The organism is Nocardiopsis sp. iso_237 (assembly GCF_056173345.1).
Genome location: NZ_CM149669.1, coordinates 4,932,505 through 4,949,258, shown reverse-complemented (window position 1 = coordinate 4,949,258; position 16,754 = coordinate 4,932,505). Strand labels below are relative to the sequence as shown.

Annotated in this window: 13 protein-coding genes; 6 read left to right on the top strand and 7 right to left on the bottom strand. The window is 70.0% G+C overall.

The annotated features are described in order from the left end of the window. Nucleotides 1–40: 40 nt before the first annotated feature. The gene (locus tag AC0VYM_RS22375; RefSeq protein ID WP_475455260.1) at nucleotides 41–595 is read right to left on the bottom strand and encodes an ATP-binding protein; all 555 of its coding nucleotides are present in this window, start codon (nucleotides 593–595) and stop codon (nucleotides 41–43) included. A 538-nt stretch (nucleotides 596–1,133) separates the two neighbouring features. On the opposite strand from AC0VYM_RS22375, the gene AC0VYM_RS22370 reads away from it, so the two are divergent. The 6 genes from AC0VYM_RS22370 to AC0VYM_RS22345 all read left to right on the top strand — a co-directional run bounded on the left by AC0VYM_RS22370 (nucleotide 1,134) and on the right by AC0VYM_RS22345 (nucleotide 10,636). Further along, the gene (locus tag AC0VYM_RS22370) at nucleotides 1,134–2,741 is read left to right on the top strand and encodes a family 2 glycosyl transferase (RefSeq protein ID WP_475455258.1); all 1,608 of its coding nucleotides are present in this window, start codon (nucleotides 1,134–1,136) and stop codon (nucleotides 2,739–2,741) included. Between the two features lie 599 nt (nucleotides 2,742–3,340). Continuing rightward, nucleotides 3,341–4,321 carry an ABC transporter permease gene (locus tag AC0VYM_RS22365; protein ID WP_475455256.1) on the top strand — a complete coding sequence of 327 codons (981 nt, stop codon included), beginning with the start codon at nucleotides 3,341–3,343 and terminating at the stop codon, nucleotides 4,319–4,321. Between the two features lie 79 nt (nucleotides 4,322–4,400). Continuing rightward, a complete protein-coding gene (locus AC0VYM_RS22360; RefSeq protein ID WP_475455254.1) occupies nucleotides 4,401–5,306 on the top strand; it encodes an ABC transporter permease in 906 nt (301 codons plus the stop codon). An 18-nt stretch (nucleotides 5,307–5,324) separates the two neighbouring features. Further along, on the top strand, nucleotides 5,325–7,496 hold the full coding sequence (locus tag AC0VYM_RS22355) for an ABC transporter ATP-binding protein (protein ID WP_475455252.1): 2,172 nt from the start codon (nucleotides 5,325–5,327) through the stop codon (nucleotides 7,494–7,496). A 73-nt stretch (nucleotides 7,497–7,569) separates the two neighbouring features. After that, nucleotides 7,570–9,285, top strand: coding sequence for an ABC transporter family substrate-binding protein (locus tag AC0VYM_RS22350; protein WP_475455250.1), 1,716 nt, complete (start codon nucleotides 7,570–7,572; stop codon nucleotides 9,283–9,285). Nucleotides 9,286–9,526: 241 nt separating this feature from the next. Then, complete coding sequence (locus tag AC0VYM_RS22345) at nucleotides 9,527–10,636, top strand: pectate lyase family protein (RefSeq protein ID WP_475455248.1); 1,110 nt, start codon at nucleotides 9,527–9,529, stop codon at nucleotides 10,634–10,636. 352 nt (nucleotides 10,637–10,988) lie between these two features. Here the strand turns inward: AC0VYM_RS22345 and AC0VYM_RS22340 are convergent, their stop codons facing one another. From AC0VYM_RS22340 to AC0VYM_RS22315, 6 genes are all read right to left on the bottom strand, one after another. Continuing rightward, nucleotides 10,989–11,804, bottom strand: coding sequence for a hypothetical protein (locus AC0VYM_RS22340; RefSeq protein ID WP_475455246.1), 816 nt, complete (start codon nucleotides 11,802–11,804; stop codon nucleotides 10,989–10,991). Between the two features lie 587 nt (nucleotides 11,805–12,391). Beyond that, nucleotides 12,392–13,357, bottom strand: coding sequence for an endonuclease domain-containing protein (locus AC0VYM_RS22335; RefSeq protein WP_475455244.1), 966 nt, complete (start codon nucleotides 13,355–13,357; stop codon nucleotides 12,392–12,394). 171 nt (nucleotides 13,358–13,528) lie between these two features. Next, nucleotides 13,529–14,611: a VldE C-terminal domain-containing protein gene (locus AC0VYM_RS22330; protein ID WP_475455242.1), complete on the bottom strand. Its 1,083-nt coding sequence runs from the start codon at nucleotides 14,609–14,611 to the stop codon at nucleotides 13,529–13,531. Between the two features lie 278 nt (nucleotides 14,612–14,889). After that, nucleotides 14,890–15,564: a vitamin K epoxide reductase family protein gene (locus tag AC0VYM_RS22325; protein WP_475455240.1), complete on the bottom strand. Its 675-nt coding sequence runs from the start codon at nucleotides 15,562–15,564 to the stop codon at nucleotides 14,890–14,892. Next, entirely contained in the window at nucleotides 15,564–16,259 is a 696-nt protein-coding gene (locus tag AC0VYM_RS22320) for a DsbA family protein (protein ID WP_475455238.1), read from the bottom strand. The genes AC0VYM_RS22325 and AC0VYM_RS22320 overlap by 1 nt, the downstream gene beginning before the upstream one ends. Nucleotides 16,260–16,337: 78 nt before the next feature. Further along, a complete protein-coding gene (locus AC0VYM_RS22315; protein ID WP_475455236.1) occupies nucleotides 16,338–16,709 on the bottom strand; it encodes a hypothetical protein in 372 nt (123 codons plus the stop codon). Between the last annotated feature and the right edge of the window lie 45 nt (nucleotides 16,710–16,754).

The following is a 16,754-nucleotide window of genomic DNA, read 5'->3' as shown; positions in this document are numbered from 1 at the left end:
TCACGACCGGAAACGCCCCGCTCCAGACCGCATCGGCCCCCTACCGGGGCTGGTCGGACTCCCGGTCGTCGCCGTCCCACACCAGCTCGAACCACACCTGGCGGCCCCGGCCGTCGTGGCGTGGTTCGGTCCCCCACTTACTGGCGAGCGCCTCCACCAGGTCCAGACCCCGGCCGTGTTCGGCCGTGTCGTAGGGATCCCGGTGCTGGGGCGCGGGCGCCTCCGTCGTGCTGCCGAGGTCGCGGACCTCCACCCGGGCCCACCCGGGCGCGAGCCGCACGCACACCTCGAACTTCCCGGTGGCACGCCCCGAGTCGCTGTGTGTGATGGCGTTGGTGGCGAGCTCACTGGTCAGCAGCGTCGCCGTGGTGACCTCCGGTGAGACCGCCAGCTGGCGCGCGACGAACCTGCGCGCGTAGGCGATCTGGCTGGGCAGACCGGGGAAGCGCCGCCGTGCGGGTCGGCACTCGGTGGTGGACGGGGTGCTGCTGGACTCTTCCATGGGACTGGCCGGGCGTTGGGGACGGTCGAGAGGGGCCGACGCCGTCGGGAGCGGGTGCGTTGGCGCGGAACGAGGGGCTGCGGTCTCACACAAGTGGGTTCACTCCCCGAGGACGTGTGTTCGCGGGCAGGGCCGAACTGGCGCCTGGCCCTGGACGCGTCCATGCCCGGAACGGGTCACGGCGCTGGGTGCAGACACGGGGCGAAGCCCCCGGGGGCAGGGAGGGACACGGCTCGGTGCCGTTGGGGACACGGCACGAGGGCGGCGTGCGACAGGGGAGAAGCCGCGGGGCTTCACACGGGACGGTGGCGTGGCCGGGGGGCTGGCCGTGGAGGATGGTCATGTGTGCGGTGGGGTGTGCCCTACGACACTGAAGGGCCTACTCGCGCTCAGCATACGCTCCGTGCCTCCTTGACGACCCAGCCGACCTGGTCCGGACAGGGTAACCCCCTCTGAGCTGCCCAAAGAGGGTTCCGGTCGGGTTGGCTGGCCCGGCGGGGACCGAATATCGGCGCGGATGCGCGCCCCTGCGCCGATTCAAGGGCGAATAACGATTTGGTGAAGACCTCCCGAATTTTGCTACTTGCTTCGGTCTTGCGCGTGCTGTGGATCACCCGACAGGGTGGGAGTCATGGCCTCGCCCATCCCCGATCCCCTGCCCGTGGGCCTCGGCGTCGAGATCGACCGCGCCGTCCGGCTCACGGACGAGGGCCACGTCCTCGTCGGCGGTTCACCGCCCAGCGCCCTGCGCCTGCCGCCCGAGGGCGTCAGCTCGGTCATCCGCTGGCTCAGCGGGGCCGCGCCCGACCGCCCCGGTGAACGGCGGCTCGCGCGTGCGCTGGTGGCGGCGGGGCTGGCACACCCCCGCCCCGCCCCCGGCGTGCCGGTCCCCGGTGTGCAGGTCGCCGTGGTCGGGGCCGCGGACCACCTCGCACTGGAGGCGACCCTGGACCGGCTCCGGTACGAGTACCCGGACCTGAGGCCGGTGGTGGTCGGAGCGACCTGTCTGGGAGCCCGGGTGGCCCGGACCCGGGGCCTGCACGTGGTGCCCGGCCCCCTGACCGGGGCCGAGGCCCGGGCCGTCGCGCTCAGGGTCTGCGACGCACCGGTCGTCGCCCTGCTGGACGCCGGCGCCCGGCCCGCCCCCGGCTGGCTCGCCACGGCGCTCGGCCACTTCGCCGACCCCGGTGTCGCGGCGGTGGTGCCCCGGGTCCTGCCCGAACGCGTACGGAGCGGCCCCCGGGGGATGCTCGTCGCCTCCCTCAGCGCCCTCCACACCGACCGGGGCCCGGACCCCGCGCCGATCCCGCCCTGGGGCCACGGCTCCGGCGGCCCCGCTCCGACCCGCGGCCCGGGGGTGTCCCCGGAGCCCGTGCCCGCACTGTTCGTGCGCCGGGGTCTGCTCGACCATGACCCCGCCCTGGGCGCGACGGCCGACGTGGACCTGCTGTGGCTCCTGGCCGCGCGGGGGTGGTCGGTGCGGTACGAGCCCCGGTCGAGGGTGCGCACCACACCCCACACGGACCTCCGTTCCTACCTGGGTTCCCGGTTCGAGGCCGGTGCCGTGTCCGGGCCGCTGGCGCGTAGGCACGGTCGGCGGGTGGCCGGCCCCGAGCTGTCCCTGTCCGGCGCGGTCGGCCTGGGCCTGGCCCTGTCCGGTCGGCCCCTGGCGGGCCTGGCCGTGAGCTCCATCGGGGGAGCGGTGACCGCGCGGAGGCTCACACGGGGTGCCGGTGTCCCGGCCCGGGACACGGTACGCCCGGTGGTCGTGGACCTCGCCCACACCGTGCGGTCCGGGGCGCGGCTCGCACGTACCGCGCACTGGCCACTCGTGGCGGCGGTGGCGGTCGGCGGGGCGGTGCTCTGGTCGCGGGAGCGGTCGGGCGGCGGGCCCGCTCGCGGCCCACGCACGGCCGGTTCCCCGAGACGCGGGCGTGCGGGCCGTCGGGCCCTGGTGGCGGCCGCGGTGCTGACCGTCCCACACCTGCTCTCCTGGCGGCGCCACCACGGTGTGGCACCGGTGGGCCCCCTGGCGTGGACCGGCCTGGCCGTCGCCGGTGACGCGGCGCGCTCGCTGGGCACGTGGTGGGGTGTGGTCCGATCCGGTTCCCCGGCTCCGCTGGTACCTCGTGTCCGCCCGGCGGTGTCGGCCACGTCACTTGAATCGTTGCAGGTGACAGAGGGTCCGGCTGAGTCTGTTCGTAAGGCTGGGCCAGGGGCGATGCTTAGCCCGTGTTAACGCGTGTTACGTAGGGTGACAGAATTCGCGCCCCCGGATTGGCCTCCGAACGCCGGAAATCACGGTTTTTGTGACTCACGGTAATGTTCGACCGGTCTCGTTCGTCGTTGGGGGAAGAGCGTGTTTCCAGGGTGTCGCGAACGGCGCCCGTCACGCTGGCGAATCGTCGACCGGGGTCGGTTTCTCGTAAACGTCGTTTACGCGTATGGCCCTCTCATCTCTCATATGTCCAGTTCAGCGGGCATTTGTGACACACCGGAGTTGGTTCACTGCGTTGCGTGCCACACTTGACAATTGCACGCGAACTTGCTGCCCGCATTGCCACCGTTGTCCTTTCTTGATGTGGCGGTTACCAGCAAGTGTCTAGTGATCCCCCAGAATCTTGACATTCCGGTCACTGACCGTGAACCGGAAGACCGTGTGTTTCGGCAGTCACTGGGGGTGATCCCCGCGGTGTCGGCAGAGCTTGCGCGCTTACCCGGGCTAACCGGCCGGAGCGCACGAACCTTGCCCGACCCGTGTCACTCCCCGTGCCGGCGACTCGCAACAGATCAAGACAGATCAAGCGCCGGGCTCGGCTGTGAGGTTCGGAGATAGTTTTGGGCAAGTTCCTGGCCAGACGGCTGCTGAACTACGTCGTGCTGATTTTCATCGCGACGAGCTTCGCGTACGTGCTAGCGGCCACCAATCTTCAACCGCGCGTCTACTTCGAGCAGATGCAGCCACCTCCGCCGCCAGAGGTCGTCAACACGCAACTGGACTCGCTGAACCTCAACGACCAGACGCCGCTCGCCCAGCGTTACGTCACCTGGATCAGCGGGGTCCTCACCGGTGACTTCGGTAAGAACATCCAGGGTGGCGACGTCACCTCCCAAATGTGGTTGAAGGCCGGCGTCACCCTGCGTCTCATCACCGTCGCCACCATCCTCGGCAGCGCCCTGGGCATCGCGATCGGCGCCTACGCAGCCGTACGTCAGTACCGGGCCTTCGACAAGGCGGCCACAGGAGCCTCCTTCTTCGTGCTCTCGATCCCCACGGTCGTCATCGCGATCGTCATCCAGGTCCTCGCGGTGGCGATCAACGACGGTCTCGGGTTCACCTTCCTCAAGTACGTCGGCGAGTACTCGGCGGGCTTCCAAGGCAACCTCTGGGAGACCCTCCTCAATCGCGTGCACCACGCGATCCTGCCGACCCTCGTCCTCGCACTGGCGCTCTTCGCCGCCTTCGCTCGCTACCAGCGCAACATGATGCTGGACGTGCTGGGTTCAGACTTCGTGCGGACGGCGATGGCCAAGGGGCTCACACGGCGGAAGGCGCTGTTCAAGCATGCCCTGCGGACCGCGCTGATCCCCACCATCACCTACTTCACCTTCACCTTCGGTGCTCTGGTCTCCGGATCGACCTTCACCGAGAAGATCTACGGATGGCACGGCATGGGCGCCTGGCTCATCGACTCCATCGCGCGACAGGACGTGCACGTGGTCGCGGCGGTCTCCTGGTTCATGGCCGTCACCATCATGGCGGCGTCGTTCCTCTCAGACATCCTCTACGCCTGGCTCGACCCGAGGGTGCGGGTGTGACGATGCCGAACCGCCACGCCACCAGGACAAGCGAGCCCTTCCCGGACGCCACCGCAGCAGCCATGTTGGAGACCACGCAATGACCACCGCCACCGAGATGCCCCAGGAAGTCCCCACCTCGCCACCTGCGCCGAGCCGACTCAAGGACATCGCCCGGCAGCTCATCTCCACCCGGCGGGTCATCGTCGGCATCGTGATCCTCGTGCTGCTGATCGCACTGTCCCTGATCGGGCCCATGATCAGCCCGTGGAACGTCGGGGAGCGCGACTACGGGGCCCTGCTCAAGGGCATCTCACCGGACCACTGGTTCGGAACCAACCGCACCGGCCTGGACATCTTCACCCAGACCACCGCCGGTCTCCAGAAGTCGCTCCTCATCGGCCTCCTCGTGGCCGCGATCTCCACTGTGATGGCCGCCCTCATCGGCGCCTTCGCCGGCTACTTCGGCGGAGTCACCGACCGCACCCTCACCTGGATCGCCAACCTGGCCTTGGTCCTGCCCAGCTTCGTCATTCTCGCGATCCTGTCCCGGCACTTCGTCGGCCAGGGTGGCTGGCTCATCCTGGTCATCCTGCTGGCCGCGTTCAGCTGGATGGTCACCTCGAAGATGGTCCGGGGTCTGACCATCTCCCTGCGTGAGCGCGAGTACATCCACGCCGCCCGCTTCATGGGCGTACCCCCCTACAAGATCATCCTGCGGCACATCCTGCCGAACATGTCGTCGCTGCTCATCGCCGACGCCACGATCACGGTCAGCACCGCGATCATCGGTGAGACCGCGCTGAGCTACTTCGGTCTGGGAGTGCAGTCACCCGACGTCAGTCTCGGTGTCGTCATTGCTGACGGAGCCTCCTTCGCCACCACCGCGCCCTGGGTCTTCGTTTTCCCCACGGCCCTGCTGGTGCTGCTGGTCCTGGCCGTCAACATGATCGGGGACGGGCTGCGCGACGCCCTCGACCCCACCGCCAAGTCGCGTCGGTCCTAGTAGGGGGAAGGCCCACCAATGAGCACCGAGACCATCGCGGACACGGAGTCCGAGAACACCGCCAACACGGGATCGACCCCCGTCCTGGAGGTCACCGACCTCACGGTCACCTTCCGTGGCTTCAACAACAACCCCGACGTCAAGGCCGTACGAGGCGTCAGCTACGCGGTCAACCGGGGCGAGGTCCTCGGCATCGTGGGCGAGTCCGGCTCCGGCAAGTCGGTCTCCTCCATGGCCGCCATGGGGCTGCTCCCCGAACACGCCGAGATCACCGGCTCCGTGCGCCTGCACGGCCAGGAGCTCCTGGGGAAGTCGGACCGGGACATGGCCCGCATCCGCGGCAAGGTCATCTCCATGGTCTTCCAGGACCCGTTGTCCGGCCTGACCCCCGTGTACACGGTCGGCGACCAGCTGGCCGAGGCCGTCATGGTCCACAACCCCAAGGGCGGCAAGGACAAGGCGCGGCGCCGCGCGGTCGAGCTCCTCGACCTGGTCGGCATCCCCAACGCCGAGGACCGCTACCGCTCCTTCCCACACGAGTTCTCCGGCGGTATGCGTCAGCGCGTCATGATCGCCATGGCGATGGCCAACGACCCCGACGTGATCATCTGCGACGAGCCCACCACGGCCCTCGACGTCACCATCCAGGCACAGATCCTCGACCTGCTGCGCACCGCGCAGCGCGAGACCGGCGCGGCGATCGTCATGATCACGCACGACCTCGGTGTCGTGGCCGGATTCGTCGACCGACTTCTGGTCATGTACGCGGGACGTCCCGTGGAGATCGGCAGCATCGACGAGATCTACTACGGCAGCCGTATGCCTTACACCATGGGCCTGCTGGGTGCGGTGCCGCGCATGGATCTGGAGGACCAGGGCGCACTCGTCCCGATCAAGGGCACCCCGCCCTCGCTGACCGACCTGCCCCCCGGCTGCCCCTTCGCGCCCCGCTGCCCCATCGCGCGGGACGAGTGCGAGGCCGCCGAACCGGAGCTGCTCGTGATCGGGTCCCGGCGGGACCTCGACGAGGACCCCGTTCGCGTCGAGGACACCGGGGTCCAGCGCGCGGCGTGCATCCGCTCCGGCGAGATCGACGCCAACGACTGGACCGCCAAGGACATCTACCCGGTACCCGAGATTCCCGAGGCGCAGGCGTCCTCGGTGCGGAGAGAGGACCTTCCCGAGGTCCTCCGCGTCCGGGATCTGATCAAGCACCACCCTCTGATGAAGGGGGCGGTCCTCAAACGTCGTGTCGGCACGGTGTACGCGGTGGACGGCCTCGACTTCGACATCCGGGAAGGCGAGACCCTCGCGCTTGTCGGGGAGTCCGGCTGCGGGAAGTCCTCCACTCTCATGGAGATCCTGGGCCTGGAGAAGCCACAGCGAGGCAGCGTCGAGGTCATGGGCCGGGACGTCTCGACACTGTCTCGCACGGAGCGGTTCGCGCTCCGTCGCGACATGCAGATCGTGTTCCAGGACCCGATGAGTTCACTGGACCCGCGCATGCCGGTGTTCGACATCATCGCGGAGCCCCTGCGTACCCACAGGGTTCCGACGCGGGAGGTCACCGAGCGCGTCTACGAGCTCCTCCAGCTCGTCGGCCTGAACATCGAGCACGCCACCCGGTTCCCGGCGGAGTTCTCCGGTGGCCAGCGCCAGCGCATCGGCATCGCCCGCGCCCTGGCTCTGGAACCCAAGCTTCTGGTGCTCGACGAGCCGGTCTCCGCCCTGGACGTGTCCATCCAGGCGGGTGTGATCAACCTACTGGAGGAGCTCCAAGCCAAGCTCGGTCTCGCCTACCTGTTCGTGGCACACGACCTGTCCGTGGTCCGGCACATCGCTGACCGGGTGGCGGTCATGTACCTCGGGAAGATCGTGGAGGTGGGCGACACCAAGTCGATCTACAGCCACCCGAGCCACCCGTACACCCAAGCCCTGCTGTCCGCCATCCCCGTTCCCGACCCGGAACGCGAGCGGGCACGCACACACATCGTTCTGGAAGGCGACCTGCCGAGCCCCGCCAACCCGCCCACGGGTTGCAGCTTCCGGACGAGGTGCCAGAAGTTCATCACCCTCTCGGAGTCCGACCAGGAGAGGTGTATGAGCGCAGAACCGGCGATCCTGTCGACCAACGGAGGAGACCAGGCCTCGGCCTGCCACTTCTCGGATCGGCAGGCGGGTCTTGCCTGACCCACGGTTCACCCAAGGCAAGGCCGACGCCGCCCCGCGCGCCGGTCAGACCACCCCTAGGAGGAAGATCCCCATGCGTATCGGGAAAGCGCGTTATCTCGCGCCCGTGGCCGCACTGGTGCTGATGGCCAGCGCCTGTGCGAGCGATGAAGGTCAGAGCGAGGACGACGCCCGCGAGGAGCAGGCCGCCCTCGCCGCTGAGGACCTCAACCCGGCGGACCGCGACGACCTTCGGGACGGGGGTGACTTCGTCTGGGCTCTGAGTGAGTACGAAGAGCAGCACAACATGAATCACGTGCAGGGCAACAAGGGCGACGTCCGTCGCGTCATCGCCGCCGTCATGCCGTCGGCGAGTCGTTACGACGCCGAGGGCGGGTTCGCTCCGAACGAGGACTACGTCCTCGAGTACGGTGTCAGCGACGACGGCCTCGAGGTCAACTACGAGCTGAACCCGGACGCCGTCTGGTCCGACGGTGAGCCCATCACCTGGGAGGACTACGAGGCCACCGTCATCACCCGCAAGGGCGAGCGCGACGGGGACTTCGAAATCCTCTCGACGACGGGCTACGAGTGGATCGACGAGATCGTCCAGGGCGACGACGAGTATTCCTTCACCCTGAAGATGAAGGAGCCGTACGGCGAGTGGCCGACCCTCTTCTCCCCCCTGTACCCCAAGGAGTACATGGAGGACGAGGAGCTCTTCGCGGACGGCTACAACAAGGACATCCCCGTCACCGCTGGCCCGTTCGGTGACGTGGAGTTCGACGACGTCGCCTCCCGCATCACGGTGCACAAGAACGAGGACTGGTGGGGTGACGAGGCCAAGCTCGACCGCATCATCTTCGCGGGTCTCGACACCAGTGCCCAGGCCGGTGCCTTCGCCAACGGCGAGATCGACGGCTTCTACCTCGGCTACGACGCCGCCGGCTACGAGCGCGTCAAGGACATGGAGGGTAACGGAGCGTACTTCACCCGCGCCGTCAACCACGGTCACCGCTTCACCGCGCTGAACGGCTCGAGCCCGCGCCTGGAGGACAAGCGCGTGCGCCAGGCCATCGCCATGACCCTGGACCGCGACACCATGGCCGAGGTCGCCCTCGGTGCCGTCGACTGGCCCATCACGGGTGAGGTCAACCGCCTCCTCCGTTCCAGCCAGAACGGCTATCAGGACAACAGCGGCGACCTGGGTGAGCGCAACCTCGACCGCGCCGCCGAGCTGCTTGACGAGGCCGGCTGGACCCTGGAGGAGGGCGAGGAGATCCGGACCAACGAGGACGGTGAGACCCTGACCCTGGCCTACGTGGCCTCCGAGGGCATGGACCTGGCCGTCGACGAAGGCGAGATGGCGCAGCAGATGCTGGCCGAGGTCGGCGTCGAGGTCGACGTCCAGCAGGTCCCCGCCAACGCGCTGTTCTCGGAGTACGTCACCCCTGGCAACTTCGAGATGGTGACCTACGTCCTCGTCGGTACCTCCCCCTTCACCGCCGCTTCCAAGGGCAACTACGGTATGCCGCTGGACGAGGCTGGCGAGGACTGGGGCGCCAACAACAGCAAGCACTCCACCCCGGAGATCGAGGAACTCTTCGACGAGCTCTCGATCGAGACCGACCCTGAGCGGTACGCCGAGATCGCCAACCAGATCGACACGCTCCTGTGGGACGAGGTCCTCACCATTCCGCTGTTCGAGCGCCCCGGTCTCTACGTGGTCAACGAGGACCTGCACAACTGGGGCGAGTACGGCCTCGCTGCCGACTACGTGTACGAGGACATCGGCTGGGCCAAGGAGTAGTCACCCCAGAGGGTGATCGGAGCTCCCCGCTGTCCGCGCCGGACACCGGGGAGACCGCACCGGCGAGCGTTCGCGAAACGTGACAGTCAGGGCGTCGGCCCCCATCGGACGGGGTCGGCGCCCTGCGCCGTGCCCGGAACCCCGCGGGAGCGCACGGGCGGTGTGTCCGGTGTCTCGTGCCGCCTGAGAGAATCGTCGGAGTCCGACATCTCCCCCCGCCCCGCTCGTTGGAAAGTTCCCGATGCGACTCCACCCTCTCGCCGCCGCGTGCCTGGCGGTCCTCGTGTGTGTGGCCCTCAGCTCCTGCTCCCGCCAGGAGGAGGACACGGACGACACTCTCGAACCCCCCGTCGGTGCCGCCGTGGACCCGGACCCGGGGGAGGCGGACGAGTCCAGTCCGCCCCCGGAGACAGCTGAGGACGAGTGGCCCTTCGGCACCCCGGTGGGCTGGGCGAGCCAGCCCCTGATGCTGCCCGACCCGGATGACGAGGAGGCCGAGGACGTGGACCCGGAGGACGGGGACGCGGACGCGGAGGACGCGCCCGTCGAACACCCCGGAGTGACCGGCGGGGTCGAGGGGGACACCGTGGCCGCGGCCGACGCCGACCAGCTCACCGAGTACCTGGAGGCCGAGGAACCCCTGGTGGTGGAGGTGGAGGGCGAGATCGACCTGGACGGTACCGTGCGGGTCGCCTCGGACAAGACCCTCGTGGGCACGGGGGAGGGCGCCGAGCTCACCGGCGGCGGCCTGCTCGTGGACGGCGCGGAGAACGTCGTCCTCGCCAACCTGGGCATGGACTCGGAGGGACCCGCCATCGAGATCCGGGGAGGCGCCCACCACGTGTGGGTGGACGGGTCCACCTTCTCCGGTGGCGGGGACGACTCGCTGATCACCGTGGCCGACGGCGCCGACCACGTCACCCTCTCCTGGAACCACTTCACCGACGCGGAGTCGGCGGTCACCATCGGCGGCGGTGACGAGGAGCCCGGCGCGCTACGGGTGACCGTGCACCACAACTTCTTCGACGGCACCTCCGAGCGTCACCCGAGTGCCCACAACGCCGAGCACGTCCACGTGTTCAACAACTACTTCCGCGCCAACCCGGAGTACGGGGTCCGGTCCGCCCACGGCTCCCAGGTGCTGGTCGAGGGCAACTACTTCGAGAACACCCCGGTCTCGGTGTCCACGGAGCCCGACGAACCCGGGAACGTGGTCACCCGTGACAACCTGCTGGTCGACTCCGACCAGCCCGAACCGCGCGGCACCGTGCCCGACCCTCCCTACACCTACGAACTCGACGACACCGTCAACGTCCCCGAGCTCGTGATGGGCCGCGCCGGAACCGACTGACCCCTGAGGCTCAGGGTTCCGCCCCCGGGTTGTTGCCCGCGTACCGCGTTCCTGGGTCGGTCCCGCCCGTTCCCGGACCACGCGTCCACAGTCCGCCACCCCCAACGGACACCCCCGGCCCGAGGGCACCGGGCCTGGAGGTCCTGAGGTCCGGGGTCGCCGTCGACCGCGTCCCGGATCTCCAGCACGGCGGGCCCAGCGGTCTGTTCACTCCTCCCACGAGTCGCCCGCCACCTCAACGAACGCCCGTGGCCGACGGCCCTGTGCTCGCTTCCGGTGTCCCCTGAACGGCCGCGTGCCGCGCGGGCTCCCGGCGTCGGTACCAGGCGGCCGCTCGCCTCCGGCGCGCCCGCTAGACGGCCATGGGGTGGTAGTCGTAGGTCTCGCCGAACCCGTTCACGGCGGTGTAGCTGAGTCTTCGGGGGTGTCCGGCCTCGTCCACCCAGAGGTCGAACCGGGCCTCGGGGACCGGGAGGAGGCTGTTGCGGCCGACCTCGGACAGGTAGTCTCCCGCCTCCGTCGCGAAGGTGCCCGTGTACCGGTAGGCGGTGTGGGTGCTGGCCGGAACTCCGCGCGTGCTCTCGGGGAGCTCGATCTCCTCCGATCCCACCAGCTCCAGATCGGCCGCGGTCTCCACCAGGTCCTCCAGGACCGCGAGCACGAACTCCTCCGAGCAGAGGCGGCGGTCGGCCTCCGTGGGCCGGTCCAGCACGGTCATGCCGGGCAGTCCCTTCTCGGCGGTCATCATGAAGCCGGTGCCGGGCAGGTCGTAGCGGTAGACCCGCACCCCCTCGGAGGTCTCGAAGTAGTGCTCGAAGGCGGTGTCGGAGTCGGGTTCGTGGCGGGCCCACCCCCGAGCGGGCTCCGCACCCTCGACGGTCCGGGTGTAGCTCACGTGGAAGGAGGGGGCGTCCCGGACCACCTGGACAGCGGACTCCAGGAACACCTCCGGGTCCGAGGGATCGGCGTCCACGGCCCGCACCAGCGGAGACTCCACCCCGCCCGGATCCACCGCCGGCGGAGCGGCGGTGCCTCCGTCCAGCGTCAACCGGGCCACGGTCCAACCACTGGCGACCACGGCCAGGCTGGCCAGGGCCACCAGCAGGCTCAGCAGCCAGTTGGGCCGTCCGGGGACGGCGTCCTCCAGCTCCTGTTCCGTGGACGGCATCGACGTCGACACTGACAACGCCTCGATTCTGCGGTTCGGTGTTCGGGGGGTGCCGCTTACGCGGAGTACGACGCAGTAACTCACCGCTCTGTTCGGGGGTCGGGTGAACATCATCGCCGCGGCCACTGACGAACGAGGCGCCCGTCACGGTCCCCGGAGCCCGGCGCGGCGGTATCCGATCCACGGATCTCCCTCCGGTCCGGAGCGCGTTCGACCAGGGTGCCGCACGCGCGCGGCGTCGTCGCGCGGGCCAGCACACGGACTCCCACAGGGAGGGCCCTGACACGGTACGGATCCGCCCCGTGGCCGCATGTGGCCGTCCCCGTGAACGCGGAAACGGGCTGTTCGACGGCGAGGACACGCCGTGCCCCGACCCCACTGTGGCGGATGACGGCGGGGGTTGGTTCACCACGAGGGGGCTGAGAGCGAGGTGATGCGAGCCCCGCATACGGCGGGAATCCACGTGACGGGGCCACACGGCGAAGGCCCACGGCGGTGCCCCTTCCCCGGGCCCGTTCCTCGCGTGAGGTCCCCGTGCGGGCGGGGCCGAGCGGCCCGGTGCCGGGCGACCCGCGCACGGCCTGGTCTCAACCCAACTTCGGGGGTCGGCGCTCGACACGGTGGATGGACCGCCACACCCTCACCGTCCGCTCCGGTGTCCCCGACCAGCCCCGGTCGGTGAGCGCCGCCAGGACCTGCCGCAGGAAGCCTGCCGGGCGTGAGCACAGGTCGTACACGCCGATTGAGATCACGATCCACTCCGCCTCCTTCATCGCCCGGTACCGCAGTCGGTCACGGGCCCGGTCGACCGGCAGGGAGTGGTGCTCGGCGCTGTCGTACTCCACCGCCACCCGGTACGCGGGCCAGCCCAGATCGACCCTGAACTCGCCCTCCACGGTGGAGACCCCGCACTGGGGCACGGGCCTGGGCAGGTCCACCTGGTGCAGCAGGACCCGGGTCCAGCTCTCGGCAGGGGACTGGCTGCGCCCGTCAGCGAGCCTCAGCGCACGCCTCAGCTGCCCCTGCGCCCGACGGGGGTGGGTCAGGGCGGCGGCCCGCAACCTGTCCTCGGAGGTGAGACGCAGCGCGAGGAAGCGGTCCAGGGCCGCGGTCGCCGCGTACAGGGAGCCCGACTGCGCCGCGGCGTCCAGCGCGGTCCGTGCCCTCGTCGTCACCCGCACCCCGCCCAACCGCGTGCGTTCGGACTCCGGAACGCACTCACGGTGCGCGACGACCCCGGCCCGGGCGGCTCCCGCGACACCCGGGGGCACCGCCACGTGCAGGCGGTTGCGGGTGACGGAGGTGCCCTGGGGGTACAGGTCGACCCCCCACACGTAGGCGGCGGTCCGACCGAAGGCGACCGCCCGAGGGGACAGCTGGGCCAGCACCGGCCGCAGCGTGCGGAGCAGGAGGTCGTGGTCGGGTGGGGGACCGGCCAGTGGAGAGGGCCGCCCGGGACGTGCGTCGGAGCGGGTGGCCCTGGGGGCCGGCGTGGGTCGGGGGAGGGGGAAGAGCGGGGAGCAACCAGAGGGAGCACGGTGGTCTCGCGTCATGCTTCCAGGTTCGGCCGACGGACCACCCCGGACAAGCCCCGACTCGGATCTGTGGACAACGCACCACGGGGCCCGGCGGAAGCGGGACACACGACCTGGAGAACAGAGTCGCGTGCCCCTCGACCGGAGCCCGCCCGGCGTCCTGGGGCACGGGGAGCTCCGGGCGGTGAACTACCGGAAGGGCGGTGGACCGGCGGAGAGGTGGATGTGGTCCACGTGGTCCAGGGTCGGGTTGTTGTACACCGTGTTCGCCGGACGTCTGACCTCCATCCAGGGCCCGGTGCGATCCTTGCTGGGACTCCAGATGTGGTAGTTGTAAATGATCCCCTTGACGTTGAGATCCTGGGCGTTCGCGATGAGGAAGTCGATCACCTCGATGGCGGTCGCGTCCATCTCCGAGGTCGGAGTCGCACCCAGGTCGGCCATCATGTAGTCCACCGCCTGGCCGAACCCGTGGTCGCTGGTCCTCTCGTCCCGGTACCCGCCCGCGCTCAGGTAGAAGCCGGGGAACTCCTGGTTGAGCGCCTCGTGCGCCGCGCACATCTGCGGGTGCAGGCCGCCCAGGGAACCGCAGTCGGTGATCGCCCCTCCGCCGAAGACCGAGTTCGGATCGAACTTGAACCGGCCCTCCTGGTCGATGAGGTGCACGTCGAAGAACTCCCTCGCCTGGTCCTGGTCGGTGACGGCCCGTCCGCCGCACACCAGTCCGTCGGTCTCCCGGCCACACTCGGCCGAGAGGTCGATGATCGCGATCGCGGCCGCGGTGCCCTCGAAAGACCCGGCGTCGTCCTCCTCGCCGTCGCACACCACGTCGTTCCAGGCCCGGGAACCGTCCTCCGTCAGCTCCTTCTGACAGTGCGCCCCGCGCACCTCCACCCGCACGATGTTGCCGAAGCGGCCCATCGCGTTGTCACTGGCCCGGATGTCCGTGAGCACGCCGCCGTTGTTGCGCGCGTACGTCTCGGCGCGGGACTGGGCGATCTCCTCGTCGTACCGGGGCATGGGGTGGACGCCGTCGGCGAGCTGTCGGGCGGCGTGGTCCCGGAGCCCCGCCACCGCCGCCAACACCGAGGCGTCGGCGGCCGTCTGCGCCTGTGAGCGCATGTCGTTGGCCGCGCCGACCCGTACGAACAGCACGGTGAGCGCGAGCAGGCTCAGGGTCAGACCGAACAGGAGGAGGACGTTGGCCTGTCCGTCGTCGCGGCGTCCCAGGAGACGGCGTCTGCGTACCGGGGAGGAGGGGGGCCTTCGCATGGCGGTCCGGGGGTTCGGTCCCCGCGCGGAGAGCGGGGGAGACGGGCTCGGGAGGACTCGGAGGGGCGGGGCGGGGGCCGGGGCGCGTGGACACCGCGAAACCCCTGTCCGGCGCAGCTTAACCCGGGCGGGCGCGGGAGGGAAAGGGAACGCTGAAGGCCCTGTGGACAACCGCCCGGTCACCCCAGGTGACGCCGGTGACACCTCCGGGAACGCGGTCGCGGCCGCCCGTCCCCCGTGGACGGGCGGCCAGGAACCGGCCACCCGCCCGCGGCGGCCTACAACAGGGTCGTCCAGTAGCTCCAGAAGGCCTCAGCGACCGCGCCCGCGATCACCACTCCCCAGACGGTGAGCACCACCGTGTGGTTGCGGGCCAGCACACCGACCGGCCGCCGCAGCGCCACCGGTACCCGGAGGTGACCGGCGCGGAGGTTGTGCAGCGTGACGTACCAGAAGATCGGGATCGTCGCCGCCCACACCACCATGCAGTACGGGCACAGCGCCCCGATCCGGTACAGGCTCTGGAAGATCAACCAGTGCACAAACACCACACCGAACAGGCATCCCGCCTGGAGACCCAGCCAGAACCAGCGCCGGAACCCGGGGTCCGCCCCGGTGCCCGGACCGGTCCGGGCGAGCAGGGCCGCGCCCACGGCCGTGACGGCGGCGAAGCAGGCCACCCCGATGAGCGGGTTGGGCACCCCGAACACCTCGGCCTGCGGGGTCACCATCACCGTCCCGCAGGACAGCACCGGATTGAAGCTGCACGCGGGTACGTGGTCGGGGTCGGCCAGGACCCGGATCCTCTCCACAAGGAGGGCTGCGGCCGCGACCAGGCCGACCAACCCGCCCACCACCAGCAGCCACGGCAGGGCCCGGCTGACGATCGGCACGTCCGCGCCGGGGAACGGGTTCCGGGTGTCGGCGGTTTCGTGGCGTGCGGGGGCGGCCATCACTCCAGCTCCGAGTCGATCATGGCGGACAGGACCTCGTGACTCGGCATGCTCGGCGCGGGACGGCCGTTGACGAAGATGGTCGGGGTGCCCTGCACGCCCAGCAGGAGACCGTCGTCGAAGTCCGCCTGGACCCGCTCCTCGGTCTCCTTGGACTCCATGGCCTCCACGAACTCGTCCATGTCCAGGCCGAGGTCCTCCGCGAAGCCCACGAACACCTCGCTCTGATCCTCCCGGGACTCGCCCCACTCGCCCTGGGTCTCGAACATCCGCTGGTACATCTCGTCCAGGGAGTCCTGCTGCGCGGCGGCCTCCACAGCGGCGGCGGACGGGCCGGAGTTGAGGTGGCCGGGGAGCGGGAAGTAGCGGATCACGACGTTGATCCGGCCGTCGTAGTCCTCGCGGATCCGCTCCATCACGGGGTACTGGGCGCGGCAGGCCTCGCACTCGAAGTCGAGGAACTCCACCACCGTGACCTCGGCGCCCTCCACCTGGTCGAGGTGGCGGCTGTTCTCCCGCACGAGCACGTCGGCGGGAGCGGCGGGCTGTTCCTCGGGGGTGGCCCCGGGTGCGGTCGGTCTGGCGGCGCCCCGGGCCGTCGCGGCCTCGTCGTCCCGGTCCAGGTAGACGAGCAGGCCGATCCCGAGGGCGGCGACGACGAGGAGGCAGAGGGTGATGACCAGGTTCTTGCTCATGTGAGGGTTCCAAGGGTCCGAAGCGAACGAGGGCACGCGTGTGAGCCCCGCGAGTGGGTGCGGGGCTCCTCGGTGCTCCTAGACCCGCTGGACGCAGAGGAGGGTGAGCAGGCGGTGGCCGTGGGGGCCGGCGGGGTCCCCGCGCGTGCGGCGCGGAGAGGGTCCGACCCGCGGCGGCACGGGCAGACACAGGACCAGGGCCGCCCCGAGGGCGAGCATCGGCTGCGCGGTCAACAGCCCGCGCTCGTCCGGCGTGGGACAGGCGTGCGGGGAACCGGGGTCCTCGGCGGAGTCGGAGGCCGCGGACCACTCCGCGGCCACGCGGGCACCGCCCTCGCCCGGGGCACCAGCGCCGGGATAGCAGAGCGCGCACAGGAAGCACAGCACGACGACGGCGACGAGGGGCACCACCAGGGTGCCCCACCGCCAGGTCGTGGTGTGACCGCTCATGAGGGGAACTGTAGCGGTGTGTCCACGATTGTCGAGGCCGGGGTG